Source organism: Candidatus Thioglobus sp. (assembly GCA_028228555.1).
In the GTDB taxonomy this organism is placed as follows: Bacteria; Pseudomonadota; Gammaproteobacteria; order PS1; family Pseudothioglobaceae; genus Thioglobus_A.
Map to the genome: position 1 here is coordinate 45,419 of JAOJBP010000005.1, position 16,504 is coordinate 61,922.

At 36.3% G+C, this 16,504-nt stretch carries 15 protein-coding genes and 1 riboswitch; of the genes, 9 read left to right on the forward strand and 6 right to left on the reverse strand.

The window, feature by feature from the left end:
• Nucleotides 1–4: 4 nt before the first annotated feature.
• Complete coding sequence (gene nrdR, locus N9Y32_03900) at nt 5–457, forward strand: transcriptional regulator NrdR (protein MDB2590155.1); 453 nt, start codon at nt 5–7, stop codon at nt 455–457.
• Nucleotides 458–470: 13 nt separating this feature from the next.
• Entirely contained in the window at nt 471–1,832 is a 1,362-nt protein-coding gene (gene radA, locus N9Y32_03905; protein ID MDB2590156.1) for a DNA repair protein RadA, read from the forward strand.
• 20 nt (nt 1,833–1,852) lie between these two features.
• Here radA and N9Y32_03910 read toward each other — a convergent pair whose 3' ends face one another.
• Genes N9Y32_03910 through N9Y32_03920 form a run of 3 tightly spaced genes read right to left on the reverse strand, consistent with a single transcriptional unit; the run spans nt 1,853 to nt 5,693 of the window.
• The gene (locus tag N9Y32_03910) at nt 1,853–4,417 is read right to left on the reverse strand and encodes a hypothetical protein (GenBank protein MDB2590157.1); all 2,565 of its coding nucleotides are present in this window, start codon (nt 4,415–4,417) and stop codon (nt 1,853–1,855) included.
• A complete protein-coding gene (locus tag N9Y32_03915; protein MDB2590158.1) occupies nt 4,407–5,072 on the reverse strand; it encodes an ABC transporter ATP-binding protein in 666 nt (221 codons plus the stop codon). The genes N9Y32_03910 and N9Y32_03915 overlap by 11 nt, the downstream gene beginning before the upstream one ends.
• A complete protein-coding gene (locus N9Y32_03920; protein ID MDB2590159.1) occupies nt 5,073–5,693 on the reverse strand; it encodes an arylesterase in 621 nt (206 codons plus the stop codon).
• 206 nt (nt 5,694–5,899) lie between these two features.
• Between N9Y32_03920 and msrA the strand changes: the two genes are divergently transcribed.
• Nucleotides 5,900–7,150 (forward strand): peptide-methionine (S)-S-oxide reductase MsrA, encoded by a 1,251-nt coding sequence (msrA, locus tag N9Y32_03925; protein MDB2590160.1) that lies wholly within the window; start codon nt 5,900–5,902, stop codon nt 7,148–7,150.
• 169 nt (nt 7,151–7,319) lie between these two features.
• The gene (locus N9Y32_03930) at nt 7,320–7,715 is read left to right on the forward strand and encodes a hypothetical protein (protein MDB2590161.1); all 396 of its coding nucleotides are present in this window, start codon (nt 7,320–7,322) and stop codon (nt 7,713–7,715) included.
• 71 nt (nt 7,716–7,786) lie between these two features.
• Here N9Y32_03930 and cobO read toward each other — a convergent pair whose 3' ends face one another.
• From cobO to N9Y32_03945, 3 genes are all read right to left on the reverse strand, one after another.
• Nucleotides 7,787–8,395 (reverse strand): cob(I)yrinic acid a,c-diamide adenosyltransferase, encoded by a 609-nt coding sequence (gene cobO, locus N9Y32_03935; protein ID MDB2590162.1) that lies wholly within the window; start codon nt 8,393–8,395, stop codon nt 7,787–7,789.
• An 8-nt stretch (nt 8,396–8,403) separates the two neighbouring features.
• Nucleotides 8,404–8,985 carry a hypothetical protein gene (locus N9Y32_03940; protein ID MDB2590163.1) on the reverse strand — a complete coding sequence of 194 codons (582 nt, stop codon included), beginning with the start codon at nt 8,983–8,985 and terminating at the stop codon, nt 8,404–8,406.
• A gap of 88 nt (nt 8,986–9,073) precedes the next feature.
• Nucleotides 9,074–10,840 carry a TonB-dependent receptor gene (locus N9Y32_03945; protein MDB2590164.1) on the reverse strand — a complete coding sequence of 589 codons (1,767 nt, stop codon included), beginning with the start codon at nt 10,838–10,840 and terminating at the stop codon, nt 9,074–9,076.
• A 12-nt stretch (nt 10,841–10,852) separates the two neighbouring features.
• Nucleotides 10,853–10,989, reverse strand: a riboswitch (cobalamin riboswitch).
• Between the two features lie 130 nt (nt 10,990–11,119).
• Between N9Y32_03945 and serC the strand changes: the two genes are divergently transcribed.
• Genes serC through aroA form a run of 5 tightly spaced genes read left to right on the forward strand, consistent with a single transcriptional unit; the run spans nt 11,120 to nt 16,487 of the window.
• Entirely contained in the window at nt 11,120–12,199 is a 1,080-nt protein-coding gene (gene serC / locus N9Y32_03950; protein MDB2590165.1) for a 3-phosphoserine/phosphohydroxythreonine transaminase, read from the forward strand.
• Nucleotides 12,192–13,271, forward strand: a complete 1,080-nt coding sequence (gene pheA / locus N9Y32_03955; GenBank protein ID MDB2590166.1) for a prephenate dehydratase — start codon at nt 12,192–12,194, stop codon at nt 13,269–13,271. Before serC ends, pheA begins: the two co-directional genes overlap by 8 nt.
• Nucleotides 13,268–14,332, forward strand: a complete 1,065-nt coding sequence (gene hisC / locus N9Y32_03960) for a histidinol-phosphate transaminase (GenBank protein MDB2590167.1) — start codon at nt 13,268–13,270, stop codon at nt 14,330–14,332. The genes pheA and hisC overlap by 4 nt, the downstream gene beginning before the upstream one ends.
• Nucleotides 14,329–15,180, forward strand: coding sequence for a prephenate dehydrogenase/arogenate dehydrogenase family protein (locus tag N9Y32_03965; protein MDB2590168.1), 852 nt, complete (start codon nt 14,329–14,331; stop codon nt 15,178–15,180). Before hisC ends, N9Y32_03965 begins: the two co-directional genes overlap by 4 nt.
• 5 nt (nt 15,181–15,185) lie before the next feature.
• The gene (aroA, locus tag N9Y32_03970; protein ID MDB2590169.1) at nt 15,186–16,487 is read left to right on the forward strand and encodes a 3-phosphoshikimate 1-carboxyvinyltransferase; all 1,302 of its coding nucleotides are present in this window, start codon (nt 15,186–15,188) and stop codon (nt 16,485–16,487) included.
• Nucleotides 16,488–16,504 lie beyond the last annotated feature (17 nt).

Sequence of the window (16,504 nt, forward strand, 5' to 3'; positions counted from 1 at the left end):
GAGAATGCGCTGTCCATTTTGTCAGTCTGACGATACCAAAGTATTAGATACACGTTTAATTGATGACGGCTCGCAAGTTCGTCGACGTCGTGAGTGCACGTCTTGTAGTGAGCGCTATTCAACCCGTGAAACGGTAGATCTTAACCTTCCAAGGTTGATTAAAAGTGACGAATCTAGAGAATCTTTTAGTGAGGGAAAGCTGCGTTCTGGCTTGTTAAAAGCGCTAGAAAAACGCCCTGTTAAAACCTCACAAATTGAAACTTCAATTCAGCGCATTGGGCACAAACTCATGACTCAAGCTGAGCGCGAAGTGCCTTCTAAAAAAATTGGTGAATGGGTTATGCAAGAGCTTAAAGAGCTTGACGAGGTGGCTTATATTCGTTTTGCTTCGGTTTATCGACAATTTCAAGATATTGAAGCTTTTAAAAATGAGATTGATAAACTCATGAATAAATAGCGATAGTATAAAAATGGCAAAAACAAAAATTGAATTCGTTTGTCGGGAATGTGGCGCTTCTCACCATCAATGGGCTGGCCAATGTCTTGATTGTAAAGCTTGGAATTCTTTAGAAGAAGTTGTTTTGTCTCAAGCGACTTCTTCGAAACCTGAAAGTTTAAAAGATCTTCCACCTTCTAAAGTTCAAAATTTATCAGCTATTAAATCTGAAAATAGGACTAGGCTCAGCTCTGGACTTAGTGAGCTTGATCGGACTTTGGGCGGTGGCTTAGTAGATGGCTCTGTGGTGTTAATCGGTGGTGATCCCGGTATTGGAAAATCCACATTAATTTTGCAAGTGATGGCGGCTATTAACAAAACTGACACCACTTTGTATGTCAGTGGTGAAGAGTCAGCTGAGCAAATTGGTGATCGAGCAATTCGCTTAAGCATTAAAGAAGATATCTTACTTTTGAGTGAAACTCATTTAGAAAAAATTATTAAGCTGGCTAAAGAGGTTCGACCTAAGGTTATTGTGATTGATTCAATCCAAACCATGGTCACTGACGGTTCATCTTCTGCACCAGGTTCAGTTACGCAAGTGCGTGATTGTGCAGCGCAACTGACCCAATATGCCAAACAAACCAACACAATATTACTAATGATTGGTCATGTAACCAAAGGCGGCGCTTTAGCGGGCCCCAGAATACTTGAACATATGGTAGATACAGTGCTTTATTTTGAGGGCGATGCAGGCGGGCGCTATCGTATTATTCGCGCGGTAAAAAATCGCTTTGGTGCTGTTAATGAAATTAGTGTTTTCGCAATGGGTGAAACAGGCTTAAAACAAGTTGAAAATCCGTCGGCTATCTTCTTGTCTAATCAGGCTAAGCCATCACCAGGGTCTATGGTAATGGTAACGCGAGAGGCAACTCGCCCGCTAATGATCGAAATACAAGCTTTAGTTGATCAAGCAAGTGGCAATCCCAAGCGTGTTTGTGTAGGATTGGAGCAAAATCGTCTAGCTTTGCAGCTTGCTGTGTTACATAAACATGGTGGCGTTGCCACTCATGATCAAGATGTATTTGTAAATGTAGTTGGCGGCATTAAAGTGAATGAAACTGCCTCTGATTTGGTAGTGATGCTGGCGATTATGTCGAGTCTTAGGGATAAGGTAATCCCTAATGATTGGATTGCTTTTGGTGAAGTAGGCTTAACAGGAGAGATTCGTCCTGTTTATAATGCGATTGAGCGTCTATCAGAGGCTCAAAAACACGGTTTCAAGGTGGCTATCATACCAAAGGGTAATTTACCTAAAAAAGCCCCTAAAGGCTTAAAAATAGTCCCCGTGGAATATTTATACCAAGCTTTGCAATACATGAGCGAGAACACCTAATTTTTAAGAGTAATTCTAAGTCAAGACTGATCATCACGTAAATTTTTTAAAGGTTTAATTCTAGATACATAGCCACCAACCAGCCAAGCCATCATCATAATTAAGATGGTAGCCAAGAGCAAAACAATTGTTAGTGCATCGAAATGAACTTCAAAAATTCGTTCAAATGTTAAGTATGAAAAGGCAAACGAAACTACAATGCTTAACATTACTCCAATAAATACCGCAATAATTGCAGGTAAAGAAAACTCAATTAGCACAAGTTTTTGTAAAGATGATGAAGACATTCCAAGAGTTTTTAGTAGCGACAACTCTGTTTTTTTCTCATAAGCACGCATAATAGAAATTGAAAAAACCACCATCATTCCAGACAGGAAGGTAATAGTTGCTAAAAATAGAATTAACTCTAAAGCTTTTGCACCAATACTTAAAGTAGAGTCAATTAATTTTTGAATGTCAATTGCTGAAATATTTGGATACATTTCTATTAATTCTTTTCTAAACTGAAACTTGTTTTCACCTTTAATATTAGGAATATTGGCAATATAGGTTTTTGGTGCCAATATCAATGCTTGAGTTTGAAATAACACAAAAAAATTAGGCTGAAAACTATTCCATTTAACGCTGCGTAAATTTTGAATGACACCTTTTAGGGAAACACCCTGAATATCAAAAACTAAACGGTCACCAATTTTTAGACCATTACGTTTAGCAAATTTTTCTTCAATTGAAACTTGAAAAGGAGCTTCAGGGGAGTATTCATCAAAGGACTCACCTGTAACAATTTTTTCAGAAGGGAGTAGCTTTTGACGGTAACTAAGATTAAACGCTCTTAGGAGTCCTTGTTTTTTTTGTTCATGGTTTACATAGCGTCGTCCAACAGGCTCATCATTAACATGAGTTAACCGACCACGAACTAATGGTGAAACATAATCTAGCTTTAATCCATATTCAATAATTAGTTTCTCCAAACCTTCAAGTTGTTCCTCTTGAATATCGATGAGAAAATAATTAGGTAATAATGCACCTTTTGGTTGCTTAATTTCATTACTGATACCCATAGAAATTTGTGGGATCATCGAAATCAGGAACACACCTAAAGCTATTGCTGTAGCAGATGAAATAGTCGCATTTCTATGTCGTGCAATTTGCCGTAATGCCATTTTATAAGTGCCTTTGTGTCTTTTGCTAAGCCACATTGAAAAATGACAAATAAGTGAAACGCAGCCAATTAAAATTAATAGAACAAAGCAAAATACCAGTATAAAAAAACTACCTTGCATCCAATTCGTTAAGTAGGTTGCCACTAACCAAAAAAAGGTTAACCCAGGCAGATAAAAAATCCACTGCTTTTTACTTTGACCAACCACTGGAACACCTTCGCTTTTGAGCAGAATAATGGGCTTAATATTCCTAACTTGTAGCCAGGTAGGTAAAGAAAATAATATGGCTGAAAAAATAGCGATTAAAAGTCCAGCTAATGCGGTTGTAAAATCGAATAAGACAAATTTAAAATCTCCAATAAAATCCGAAAAGTAAATACTAAAGATATAACTTAATAATCCACCAAAGAACACAGCCAATATCCCAGCAACCGATGCTAATAACAATAATTGTATTAGCATAATAATGTTAGATTGCTTGCTAGACAAGCCTAAGCAAGCTGCGATGGCTGAGCTTTTAAGGCGTTTTAAAGCATAATTTCTAAATAAAAAAGCCGTGCCAATGCCAGATAAAAACAAAGCAACTAAGGAAACTAAATTTAAAAAACCAGCAATATATTCTAATAATACATCTAATCGCTCACTGGCATCTTTTAAACTGCGTACGCGTAGATCGCCAGCATTTGGATAATACTGATAGATTAACGCAATGAGCTCTTGCTTTAAGTTGTCGATTGATTGAACGTTTTGCAACTTGATGTTAATACTAGAAGATGCCCGACTTCCCAGCATTAATAAACCAGTATCTTTAATATATTGGCGATGGATATATACAGTAGGAACAAAAGCACTAAAGGCGCTCCCCATTTGAGGTAAGCGACTAATTGTTTGATTAATTGTAAATGAAGTGTTTCCAATTTTGAGCTTATCACCAACTTTAACCTGTAATAATTGCATGCTCTCTTTGTCAAGCCAAACCCCTTGCTGTTTCAATAAGCTATCACTAATAGATGCACTATTAACTTCACCATTTTGAATGGCAAAATCACTATATAAGTTAAATTTTTTATCAATACCCCGAACATTAAACAAGACTGTTTGTTTAGTGCTGTTAACCATAGAGAAAAGACTAGTGGTTTGCGTTATTTCAAAATTAGAGTTATTTTTAGATAAGAGGTCTTCTACTTTTTTTAAAAGATCTTGCGGTAATGATTGGCGGCTGGAAATTTGCAAATCGCCATTAAGAATTTTTTTTAAATTATGATTAAAGTACTTATCAACACCTACACCAATATTTCCAATAAAAACAAAGCCTACTAGCCCAAGCCAAAGGTTAACGGCAAAAAAAATCGAAAAAAATCGATTATTGAATAATTCTTTAAGAGCGTAGCGACTTAAAAAAGAAAGACGGTTAAACGTCATCTAATTGACCATTTGTTAGTTTTAATTCCCTGTCGCAACGATCAGCTAATGCTAAGTCATGTGTTACAAGAAGTAAGGTTAAGTTTTTTGATTGCACTAAATCAAACAGAAGGTTTGTAATAATTTGCCCCGTTTCTACATCTAAATTACCAGTAGGTTCATCTGCAAAAATAACTTTTGGCTCGTTGATTAAAGCTCTAGCAATTGCCACTCGTTGCTTTTCTCCACCGCTCAGTTTATTGGGTAAAGCATCTTGTCGGCTAGATAAACCTACTAGTTTCAATAGCTCTTTAGCTTTATCATTGGCATCATCTTTTGCAACAATATCAAGTGGTAAGGCGACATTTTCTAATACATTTAAGTGAGGCAGCAAATAAAAACTTTGAAAAATAAATCCAAGTTTTTGAGAGCGAAATTTTGTCAACTGATTTTCACTCATGCAGGTTATTTCTTCTTTATCAATAACAATATTGCCTGAGGTAACATTATCAATCCCTGCTAATAAAGATAACAGTGTTGTTTTGCCACTTCCTGAAGTTCCTGTAATAGCTACTGATTGACCTGTTTTAATAGTGAAGTTGACGTTACGCAATACAGGTAAATCATCACCCGATGGTAATTTATAAGTTTTGAGTAACTGGTTAACTGTAATCATTTAATTTAGTAATTGTACTTTAAGAAATGGGTAGATATTTTCCGCCATAATACTATGTCCTTTTGCATTAGGATGAATTCCGTCTGCTAAGTTTAAATTGGACTTGCCCGCAATGTTTTTCAGCAAGAAGGGCAATAGAGAAACCCCTGTTAAATCTGCAACTATTTGATAGCTTTCAAAAAAGTCTTTAGAATACTGCAATCCATAATTTGGCGGAATGCGCATACCTAGCAATAGCACTTTTAAATCTTGTGATTTTGCTAAAACAATAGCCTTCTTTAGGTTTTCACGTAAAGCTTTGATAGACTGACCACGCAAGCCATCATTCGCTCCTAAGGCCAAAACCAAATGAGTGGGTTTTGTTTGTAAAAGCCATCGCAGTCTAGAAACAGCGCTGGCCGAGGTAGAGCCACTGACACCTGAATTAATGACCTTAATTGAAAAGCCATTTTCCTGTAATTTTTTTTGCAATAACTGTGGATATGACTGGCCAGGATTTATTCCAAATCCTTCAGTTAGGGAGTCTCCTAAAAACAATACTCGATTTTTTACTTCAGCACTTACATAAGTTGGCAAGTGAAATAAAAATAATAGTATGAAGAGGCGTATAAATGAAATCATAAGGGCTAATTTTATTATGTTTTAATACTTTAGATGACTTAAAGTTTGAGCGTGATTTATCTATTAAATATTACTCATAAAATGCTTGTATTGCGCTCTAATTATGTAAATGAAAACACCTAGTTTAATTGTAAGCATTTGATATTTATTACTAACTTGATCCGTAATATAATCACAAGAGTCATTTATTATTAAAGAGAGCAAGAATGGTATTGGAAATTGTATTTGCAGCAGGGTGTTTTTGGGGTGTGGAAAAAAACTTTGAAAAAATCGATGGTGTCACTCAAGTAGTTTCTGGCTATGCTGGAGGTAATTATGACAATCCGACTTATGATGAAGTATTAAAAAATAAAAATCTGAAAAGTTCAGGTTTTATAAGTTTTTTAAAAAATATTGGCATCACTGATGATGACGAGTTAGCGCCAGAGCAGGGGCTAATTAATCATACTGAAGTTGTCAAGGTTTCTTACAATTCTGATATTGTTTCTACAGAAAAATTGATTAATAATTTTTGGGAAATACATGACCCAACTCAAGTCAATGGTCAGGGTAATGATATAGGTGATAATTATCGATCAGCGCTTTACTGGACAACAAAAGATCAGGAGGCAATCGCCTTGAGCACTGGGCAAAAATTTCAAAAGCTATTAACTGCTAAAGGTTATGGCAAAATTGTGACAGAAATTAAAAAATTAGATAAATTTTGGCCTGCAGAAAATTATCATCAAGATTATCTATTAAAAAATCCAAATGGATACTGCCCTGATCATTCCACTGGTGTGAAATTTGATTCATCAGTTAAAGCACAGATCGCTCATGAAGTGATTATGCCGCTGGGTGGTATGGAGATATTAGTCATTGAAGCTGAAGAAAAAGGCTCTTGTTTGTATTGTTTGCAATTTGAGAAAGAGATTAGTTCTAAATATAAAGGTAATATACCCCTTAGGAGTTCACCTTCATCAGCCCTAAAAGGCTTTGATTTAAAAACAAAAACCTGGGCGACTCCCACCATTTTTTTTATTAAAGATGGTAAAGAGGTTTGGGCTAAACAAGGTTATATGATGCCTAGTGAATTTTATAAGGCATTGGGAGAATTTAAATTAGGCAAAGAATCTGAAGCATTTAATGTAGCTTTTAATGACGGTACAGATGGTAGATTTTGCAAGCAGTATGACATCTTTAAGGACACACCTGATGGTGTGTTTATTGATAAATTATCTGGCAGACCTTTATTTGACACCCGTGATCGATTTAATTCAAAAACTGGCTGGCTGTCTTTTACAAAGCCAGTTAATGGTGAGACATATGAAAAAGCAGATAATAGCTATGGTATGAAGCGCACAGAAATTCGTTCGAAAAGTTCAGACATTCATTTGGGACATGTATTTAATGATGGACCTAATGGAAAGCCACGCTACTGCATTAATGCGACTGTCTTGGAATTTGTAGCTAGGTGAGTCATCTATTTTAATAAAGAACATGAAAATATTACCAAGTCTCAAGGTATATTCTGAATATCAAAAATATAAACTATAAAAAATGCAAATCTCTTTTATTAAATTAATATACATTTTGTTTCTTTCTTCTTTTATTGGTTCTTGTGCCAGCGTCAAGGACTTTCAAAAGATGAATAAAGATCAACGGGCTGTTAAACTATGTAAAGGGAGTTCTGTTGTATCATCTTATAATATTAAGATTCGCAACTCAAGAGATAGGCTTAATAATATTGAATCATTACTGACCAAGGGTTATCGTATTGTCGAGAATTGTAATACTAAGGTTGTGAATACTGGCAAGAAAGACAAAAAAGGTGTCGAGATAATAAGAACATCAAAACACTGTAGTAACAACTTGATCCCTTTAACTTTTTATGCTGTAGAGTCTTTATCTGCTGAAATGCTTAACCTTAAAGCAGTTATCCCGGGTATGGTTGAGATGAGAGATAAGAAATATGACTCTTGTAAGTTAAAATATGGGCGTTTGAGCGCTGAAGAGGCATTCAGTATTTATGAAAGCCAGTAGTTAATTCTTAAAGTTGTAAAAACAAACAAATATTTAAAAAAGCTTATACTTTCTTTTCTCTTGATTGAAGTTTAAAGGTCAATGCCTTTTTGTGCCTTTATATTTTCTCTAAAAGCATGCTTAATGTCTTTTACTTCACTGACGGTGTCAGCAATTTGAATAAGATTTTCTGATGCAGCTCGTCCAGTAATGACGACATGCTGATCTTTTGGTCGGTTATTAAGTGCATTAAGAATTTCTGATTCGTCTAAGTACTTATAGCTGATCATATAAGTGAGCTCGTCTAGTACCACCAAATCAATTGATTCATCTTTTAGATATACCTGAGCTTCAGACCAAGTTTCAGCCGCCATGGCTATATCGTAGGCCTTATCTTGAGTGTCCCAAGTAAAGCCAGTTTTCATGCGAGATATTTGCACATTTGGTTGCTTAGCAAGAAAGACATCTTCCCCTGTATCTTGATCACCTTTTAAAAACTTGGCAATGCCAATCTTCATATCATAACCTAGAGCGCGACAAATCATACCTAGTGCTGAAGAGGATTTACCTTTGCCGTTACCAGTTAACAGTACGATAATACCTTTGTCGATATTGGCATCATCTATGCGGGCATCAATATATTCCTTCTTGCGCTGCATACGTTCTTTATAAGAAGCCTCTTTAGATTGATCTTCAGACATAATTTTATCTAGCTTTTCTGTGAAGAGAAATATCGAACAAATGAGTAACGATGATTAAGTGTAAACACAATAGATATCACTACCATCCAATATAAAACAGGCAGAATTTCAGCTATCGACCATTGTGCTAAGTAGGCAGGGAAGTTAGCCCAGCCAGTTTTTGCATAAGTGGCAGTAAAGAAATAATAGCTTGAAGTAGCCACTAGCCATTGAGCACTCGTTGCTGCAATAATAATCAATGCATTTTTAACTATGCTGGTATTTATATTTAAACTTTTCATGTATTTACCAACCCAGAAAATTGCATAGTAAGTAAATGGCAGTATGCTATAAGCGGGTGTAATACAATTAGCACTAATACCTTCATGAACAATTGCATAATTATCAATCGCAACAGCGCTCAAAATAATCACAAATGCAACCCAAAACTTTCTCAAGTAAACGCCAGCAATAAATAGTGCAGGGATAGTAAAGTCTGGCAAATGAACAATGCTTGACAGCCAATTAGCATGACCACGAGTAGCAATCATTAAAAGCACCATGATAAACACAGCAAACAGCGCTCTAGTTTTGTTGATTTGATCTGTCATCTTATTTCCTTTTTAATTCTTGATTAGTGTTTTTTATTATAGTCAATCTTGCTGCCAATCGGTAAAGCTCTAGTATCAAAGTGTTTTTTTAGAAGTTAAAGTCTAGTCCCAATTCAATCGACCTACCAAGTTGATTGTATTTATTTGCAACTGAATAGTTTTTGTTAGCTGCATTCTTAATTCTAAGTGCTACTTTGGTCCTGTCACTAATATCATAATTAGTTGATAAGTTCATCAATGTATAGCCATCTAATCTAATATCACCATTATCCAAGCTAGATGATTTTTTAATAACCTGAGTTTTTGAGTTAAATTTACCATACTGCTTACCAATTGTCAGATGCATAGTATTTTTTGGCCTTCTAATGCTTTGTAAAACTCTATCATTCTCTTTACTTATATTGTAGTTATGACCAAAGTCGATATCATAGCCAGCAATGTTGGTTTTTAGAGATAGCTCAATGCCTTTTGTTTTCAATTTTCCTACATTTTCATAGACCCAACCTGTTGTGCCATCACTACGAAATGCGTTATTACTTGAGTTATTGTAAATTTTAATACTAGAGAATCCCCAAATGTGCTGCTTTTCCAGACCTAACTCGATATTTTTTGATGTTTCTGGTCTAAGATTAGAATTACCAGCTAATTGGCCTAAAGTTGGAGTATTGAAGGATGTTCCATAAATACCAGTTAGTTTAAGGTTGTTTTCGAAGTGCTTAGATGTTCCTAAATTGTAAATTATTTCATTACCAGCTTTGCTATGATTAATATAGCGAACGCCTATGTTAATGTTAATATTATTAAAAGTTTGCTGCCAATTTGTATACAAATCTTTACTAGTAATCTTTGAACTAGATTTGATATTTTTATCTTCAGATTGGGATAAGCCAATATTTAATAAGGCGTTACCAATGTTAATATCACTAATAGCAGTTATAGTTGTATTTCTAAAATCGTCACCATCACCACCCCAAGCGAAAATACCATCTTTGTACGCTTTTCTCACTGTATCTATTTGCGAGAAATGCAACTTTGTTTTCCAGGTATCAGTATTCTTTTTCTGAGCGTTGATTGATATTTTGGATGAGTCTCTAGTAAGATACTGATCATTTGAGCCGCCAAATTGATCATCATATTCAATTCTAGTTCCATTCTTTGAGTAACTAATATCAAACTTTTTAGTGCCAAATTTAATTTGTGTGGAATGGTTACTACTAGCATCTTTTTCGTTAGTAGAATCATCTGAACGGGCATTAATACCATCTGTTGAATGATTATTATGAGTAAATCTAACAAAGCCATTTTTACTGCCATTACTTACTGATAGTGCATAAGTTTTAGCATTATTTGTGCCAAATTTAGTACTCACTGTTGCATGTCTTCCTTTTGCACCTTTTTTAGTAGTAATAGCAATAACACCTGATGTTGCAGAAGAGCCATATAAAACAGAGCCCGAACCTTTAACAATTTCTATTTTTTCAATATCATTCAGTATGATGTCTGTAAGTCCATACTCAATCGCACCATTTGTAGAATTTGGTGGATTCATTCTGGCGCCATCAACGATAATCAAAGTATGATTTGAAGGTCCGCCACGCATAAAAATAGTTGGGACATTTCCTGTCCACATCTCAACACTTGGAACGGTTCCTAAGAATTCTATGAATGAATTAGCGCCTGTTGCTTTAATATCATCAGCATTAAAGCTAAGTGTCGATGCAATGGATCCAATAACTGGATTTTCAGTTCGATATTCAGTATTTAGATAAATAGGGATTGGGCCTAATACCGCATTGGTTGCTGTAGTAAAAGTTAGTAACGATACGGCAACAACAGAGAGCTGTTTAAATTTCATGATAGTCATCCTTCGTGAGATTAAAAAAAGATTATGTATCGGACTGATTTCGTAAAGAAAAATACCGTTGCGAGGACAGTGTGGGATTGGCACCCACTTCCATAATCAAGTGAGCGAGATTATAGACTATTGTTAATATGATTTAAAATTAATAAAAACTAGGTGTTAGTTATGATTGATCTAGAACAGATTACTAAGGCTGGATCATTGAAAAATATAGACAATATTGACGTAAAATAAGGGCTAATTTTTTACATAATTATTTGGAAAATAATATCAATGAGTGAAATCTATAATTTTAGTGCTGGTCCTGCAGCACTTCCTAAATCAGTATTACGCCAGATTCAAGAAGAATTATTGGAGTATGGTAATGCTAAGGCCTCGGTGATGGAGATATCTCATCGCGGAGTTGATTTTATGCAAGTAGCTCAAAAAGCTGAACAAGATTTGCGCGATTTGATGAATATTCCCAATAATTACAAAGTTTTGTTTTTACAAGGTGGCGCATCAGCTCAATTTTCTATGGTGCCAATTAATTTATTGCGAGGCAAAACTAAAGCTAATTATGCTAATACTGGACATTGGTCAGTTAAGGCGATTGCGGAAGCAAAGCGCTATTGCGATGTAAATATTTGTACAGACAGTAGCGTGAATAAATTTACCGATATTGAAGACTATTCAAACTGGAATATCGACGAGTCTGCTGCATATTTACACTTCACACCGAATGAAACCATTGCTGGTTTGGAGTTTGATTTTGTTCCAGAAGTGGATATGCCAGTTGTGGCGGACATGTCATCTACGATATTATCACGTGAAATTGATGTATCAAAGTATGGTGTTATTTATGCAGGTGCACAAAAAAATATTGGCGTAGCAGGTGTAACTACTGTTATCGTGCGAGAAGACTTAATTGGCGATGTGGTGGCTAAACAGCCTATATTGTTTGACTATGCGACACAAGCTGATAACGACTCCATGTTTAACACGCCAACTACCTTTGCCTGGTATACAGCTGGTCTAGTATTTGAATGGCTAAAAGTTCAGGGAGGCGTTAAAGCCATGGCACAAATTAATAATCGTAAGGCTAGTAAGCTTTATCGAGCAATTGACAACTCTGATTTTTACTCGAATCCTGTTAATCCTAAATATCGCTCATGGATGAATGTACCATTTATATTGGCCGACGACACTCTTGATAAACTGTTCTTAGAAAAGTCTTATAATGCTAACTTATTAGCACTAAAGGGTCACAAGTCTGTGGGTGGAATGCGTGCCAGTATTTACAATGCAATGCCTGAAAGTGGGGTGGATGCACTAATTGAATTTATGACTGATTTTGAAAGGCAATATGGGTAAGAAAACATTAGCAGAGTTACGAGTTGAAATTGATGCGCTTGATCAACAATTGCAAATGCTTATCGGTGAGCGAGCTGATTTAGCGGGCGAAGTGGCGAAAGTTAAAAGAGCAGATGATATCAATAGCGTGTTCTATCGACCTGAGCGCGAAGCTCAAGTGTTACGCTCTATCATTGAGCGCAATAAAAGCCAATTAAAAGACAAAGATATGGCGCATATTTTTCGTGAAATTATGTCAGCCTGCCTTGCTCTAGAGCAACCCCTTAATATTGCTTATCTAGGTCCTGAAGGAACCTTCACTCAAGAGGCTGCTTTAAAACATTTTGGTCATGCTGTTTCTACATTGGATTGTGCCAGTATTGACGAGATTTTTCATCAAGTTGAAAAGGGCAATGCACATTATGGTGTGGTGCCGATTGAAAATTCATCAAATGGCGTTATTGGTGGAACTGTAGATATGCTTTATTCACAAGATCTTAAGATTTGTGGTGAAGTAGAAATTTCTATTCAGCATCAGCTCATGAGTGCTGATCAATCAATTGAAATCAAAACAATTTACGCACATCAACAAGCACTTGATCAATGTCAGCGATGGTTGGCGAATCATTATCCTAATGCGCAATTAAAAGCGGTCGCTTCTAATGCTTTAGCTGCTCGAATGGTTAAAGATGAAGTGGGCGCTGCTGCCATTGCTTCAGAAGCTGCTTTAAGTTTGTATGATCTAGAGCGAGTGGCTAAAAATATTGAAGACAAGGCTGGTAATACGACTCGATTCTTGATACTCAGTAAAGAATCTATAGAGCCTTCAGGTAATGATAAAACCTCTATTTTGGTTGTTACTAAACATGAATCTGGTGCGTTGTTTGATTTGCTTGAACCTTTTAAAGAACAAGGTATTAATATGATGCAGCTAGCACGCCACCCAATTCCTGGTGTGAAGTGGGAATACTTATTTCTGATCGATATTGAAGGTCATCAAGATGATGACAAGGTAAAAATCGCCTTGGCTGAAGTGGAAAAAAGAGTGCTTAAAGTGAGCATTTTAGGTTCATATCCTATTGCTGTATTATGAGTGTTTGTAAGACAGTTAAAGGCTTAAAGCCTTATCAAGGCGGCAAGCCAATTAGTGAATTACAACGCGAGTTAGGGCTTAAGCACATCGTCAAGTTAGCTAGTAACGAAAACCCGCTGGGCGTTGGTCAAAAAGCCCTCGAAGCAATGCAAAAAGCCGTGAGTGAAGTGGATCGCTATCCAGATGGAAGTGGCTTTGAGTTAAAGCGAGCAATTAGCGATCATCTTGTTGTTTCAACAGACATGGTCACATTAGGTAATGGCTCAAATGATATTCTAGAGTTAGTTGCTAAAGCTTATGTTTGCTCTTCAACTGATGAGGTTATTTTTTCAGAGTATGCTTTTGTCGTATATCCATTAGCCACCCAAGCTTTAGGTGCAACTGCTGTTGTTACAAAATCTAAAGATTTTGGCCATGATCTCGAAGCTATGCTGTTAGCAATTACTGATAAAACTAAGCTTATTTTCGTTGCTAATCCTAATAATCCAACAGGCACTTTACTTTCTGATGAAGCAGTCCATGCTTTTTTATCACGCGTTCCAAATTCTATTTCAGTTGTATTAGACCAGGCATATTTTGAATATCTTGATCATGCTGATAGGGCTATTGGTTGGCTTGCAGAATTTGAAAATTTAATTATCACCCGTACATTTTCTAAGGCTTATGGCTTGGCAGGTTTAAGAGTGGGCTATTGTGTCTCAAGTGGAAAAATTGCAGATTATCTTAATCGTATTCGCCAACCGTTTAATGTTAATCATGTTGCTCAAGTAGCAGCTATTGCAGCCTTGGGCGACCAATCTTATTTAGTACGATCAGTGATAGCTAACAATAACGGACTTAAACAATTAGAGCAAGGGTTTGATAAACTGGGACTATCCTATATTCCCTCATCAGCCAATTTTATTTCCGTTAAAGTTGACGATGCAGCTAAACTTTATCAGCAATTACTAGAACTTGGATTTATCGTCCGCCCCGTTGAAATGAAAAACTACTTGCGAGTTTCAATAGGCACTTCAAGAGAAATTTCAGATTTTCTAGATGCGTTAAAATCATTATTATGAATAAGATTTGTATTATTGGTGTCGGGCTGATTGGTGGTTCATTTGCTGCAGGCTTAAAAAAAGCTAATAAGGTTGCTAGCATTGTTGGCTTTGGTAGGAATGAGGCTAATCTGGCCAAAGCAAAAGAATTAAATATTATTGACGAGTACACACTTGATCTTGCCAAGGCACTTAAAGGTGCAGATTTGGTAATGATTGCCACTCCGGTTAATAGTTTTAAAGCAATATTAGAAATGATCAAGCCACATCTTGACGAAAAAATGATTATTACTGATGTGGGTAGCACCAAAGCAAGTGTTATTCAAATTGCTAAGCAAGTATTTGGGCATATGCCTGAAAATTTTATTCCTGCACATCCGATTGCTGGCAAAGAGCGCAGTGGTGTTAAAGCTGCTGACGCAACTTTATTTAATCATAGGCGTGTCATTATTACCCCTGGCAAAAATTCCAATACTCAATCTGTAGTTACAGTAAGTGATCTATGGGAAAGTGTGGGCGCAAAAATAGAAATTATGAATGAAATTAAACACGATGATTTATTAGCTATGACTTCACATTTACCTCATATGCTCGCTTTTTCATTGATGGATTATTTGATATCAAGTAATCCAGAAGCATGTAAATATGCAGCAGGCGGATTTAAGGACTTTTCTCGTATCGCTTCAAGTGATGCAGTTATGTGGCGAGACATTTGTATTAATAATCCAGATCAAATAGTTAAGCACATTGAGGGCTATCAAAAAAGCCTAGATAAGGTTGCTAATCTAATTAAAAACCAACAACCAGAAGAACTAGAAAAACTATTTCTTGATGCAAAATCTGCAAGAGATAGCTGGTTAAAAGACTAAATATTATGAGTAAGTTTATTGTAAAACCGGTAACAACCTTGTCGGGTGAGTTAAAAATTCCAGGAGATAAGTCTATCTCTCATCGATCAATCATGCTCGGTTCTTTAAGCGAAGGTGTGACAAAAATTTCAGGATTTTTAGAAGGTGAAGATGCACTATCGACTCTTAAGGCTTTTCAAGCTATGGGGGTTAAAATTGAGCGTGAAGATGATAATGTTACTATTCATGGTGTTGGTATTCATGGCTTAAAAAAACCGGATAAACAACTAGATTTAGGAAACTCAGGTACCTCTATGCGCTTAATGTCAGGAATTCTTGCCGCTCAAGCATTTGATTGTGAATTAATTGGTGATGAGTCGCTTTCTAAAAGACCGATGGGTAGAGTGATAAATCCGTTAAAAGATATGGGTGCAGTTATTGAAAGTAACGATGGTAAGCCGCCTCTAAAAATTACCGGCGGGCAAAAACTTAAAGGTATTCAGTATGATTTACCGGTGGCATCTGCCCAAGTAAAGTCATGTGTTTTATTAGCGGGTCTATATGCTGATGGCGATACTTGTGTGACAGAACCGGCGCCAACACGTGACCACACTGAGCGTATGCTAAAAGGCCTAGGCTATAATGTGCGCGTTAATAATAATCAGATGTGCCTTACAGGCGGTGGCAAGCTTAGTGCAACTGCAATTCAAGTGCCGAGTGATATTTCTTCTGCCGCATTTTTCATGGTGGCAGCTTGTATCTCGCCAAAAGCAGACATCATCCTAATGGGAGTTAATATCAATCCAACCCGAACAGGTGTGATTGATATTTTAAAGTTAATGGGTGCAAACCTAAAACTTTCTAATGAGCGCGAAATCGGCGGTGAATTATTAGCAGACATCCGCATTCAATCATCTGAGTTAAAAGGTATTGAAATCCCTAAAGCTTTAGTGCCATTAGCAATTGATGAATTTCCAGCAGTGTTTATTGCCGCTAGTTGTGCCCAAGGCGAAACAATCTTAACAGGTGCTAAAGAGCTCAGAGTTAAAGAATCAGACCGCATACAAGTAATGGCTGATGGTTTAGATGTTTTAGGTATTAAAAACGAAGTGCTAGACGACGGCATTAAAATTCAAGGCGGTGAATTTAAAAAGCCAACATCAATCATTGAATCTCATCATGATCATCGTATCTCCATGTCATTTGCAATAGCCTCTTTAAGATGTGCTTATCCTATTGAAATTAATGGGGTAGATAATGTTATGACTTCTTTTCCTAATTTTGTTGATTTATCTAATTCAGCAGGTATGGATATTACTGAAGTTTAAGTAAATAAATAGACCAA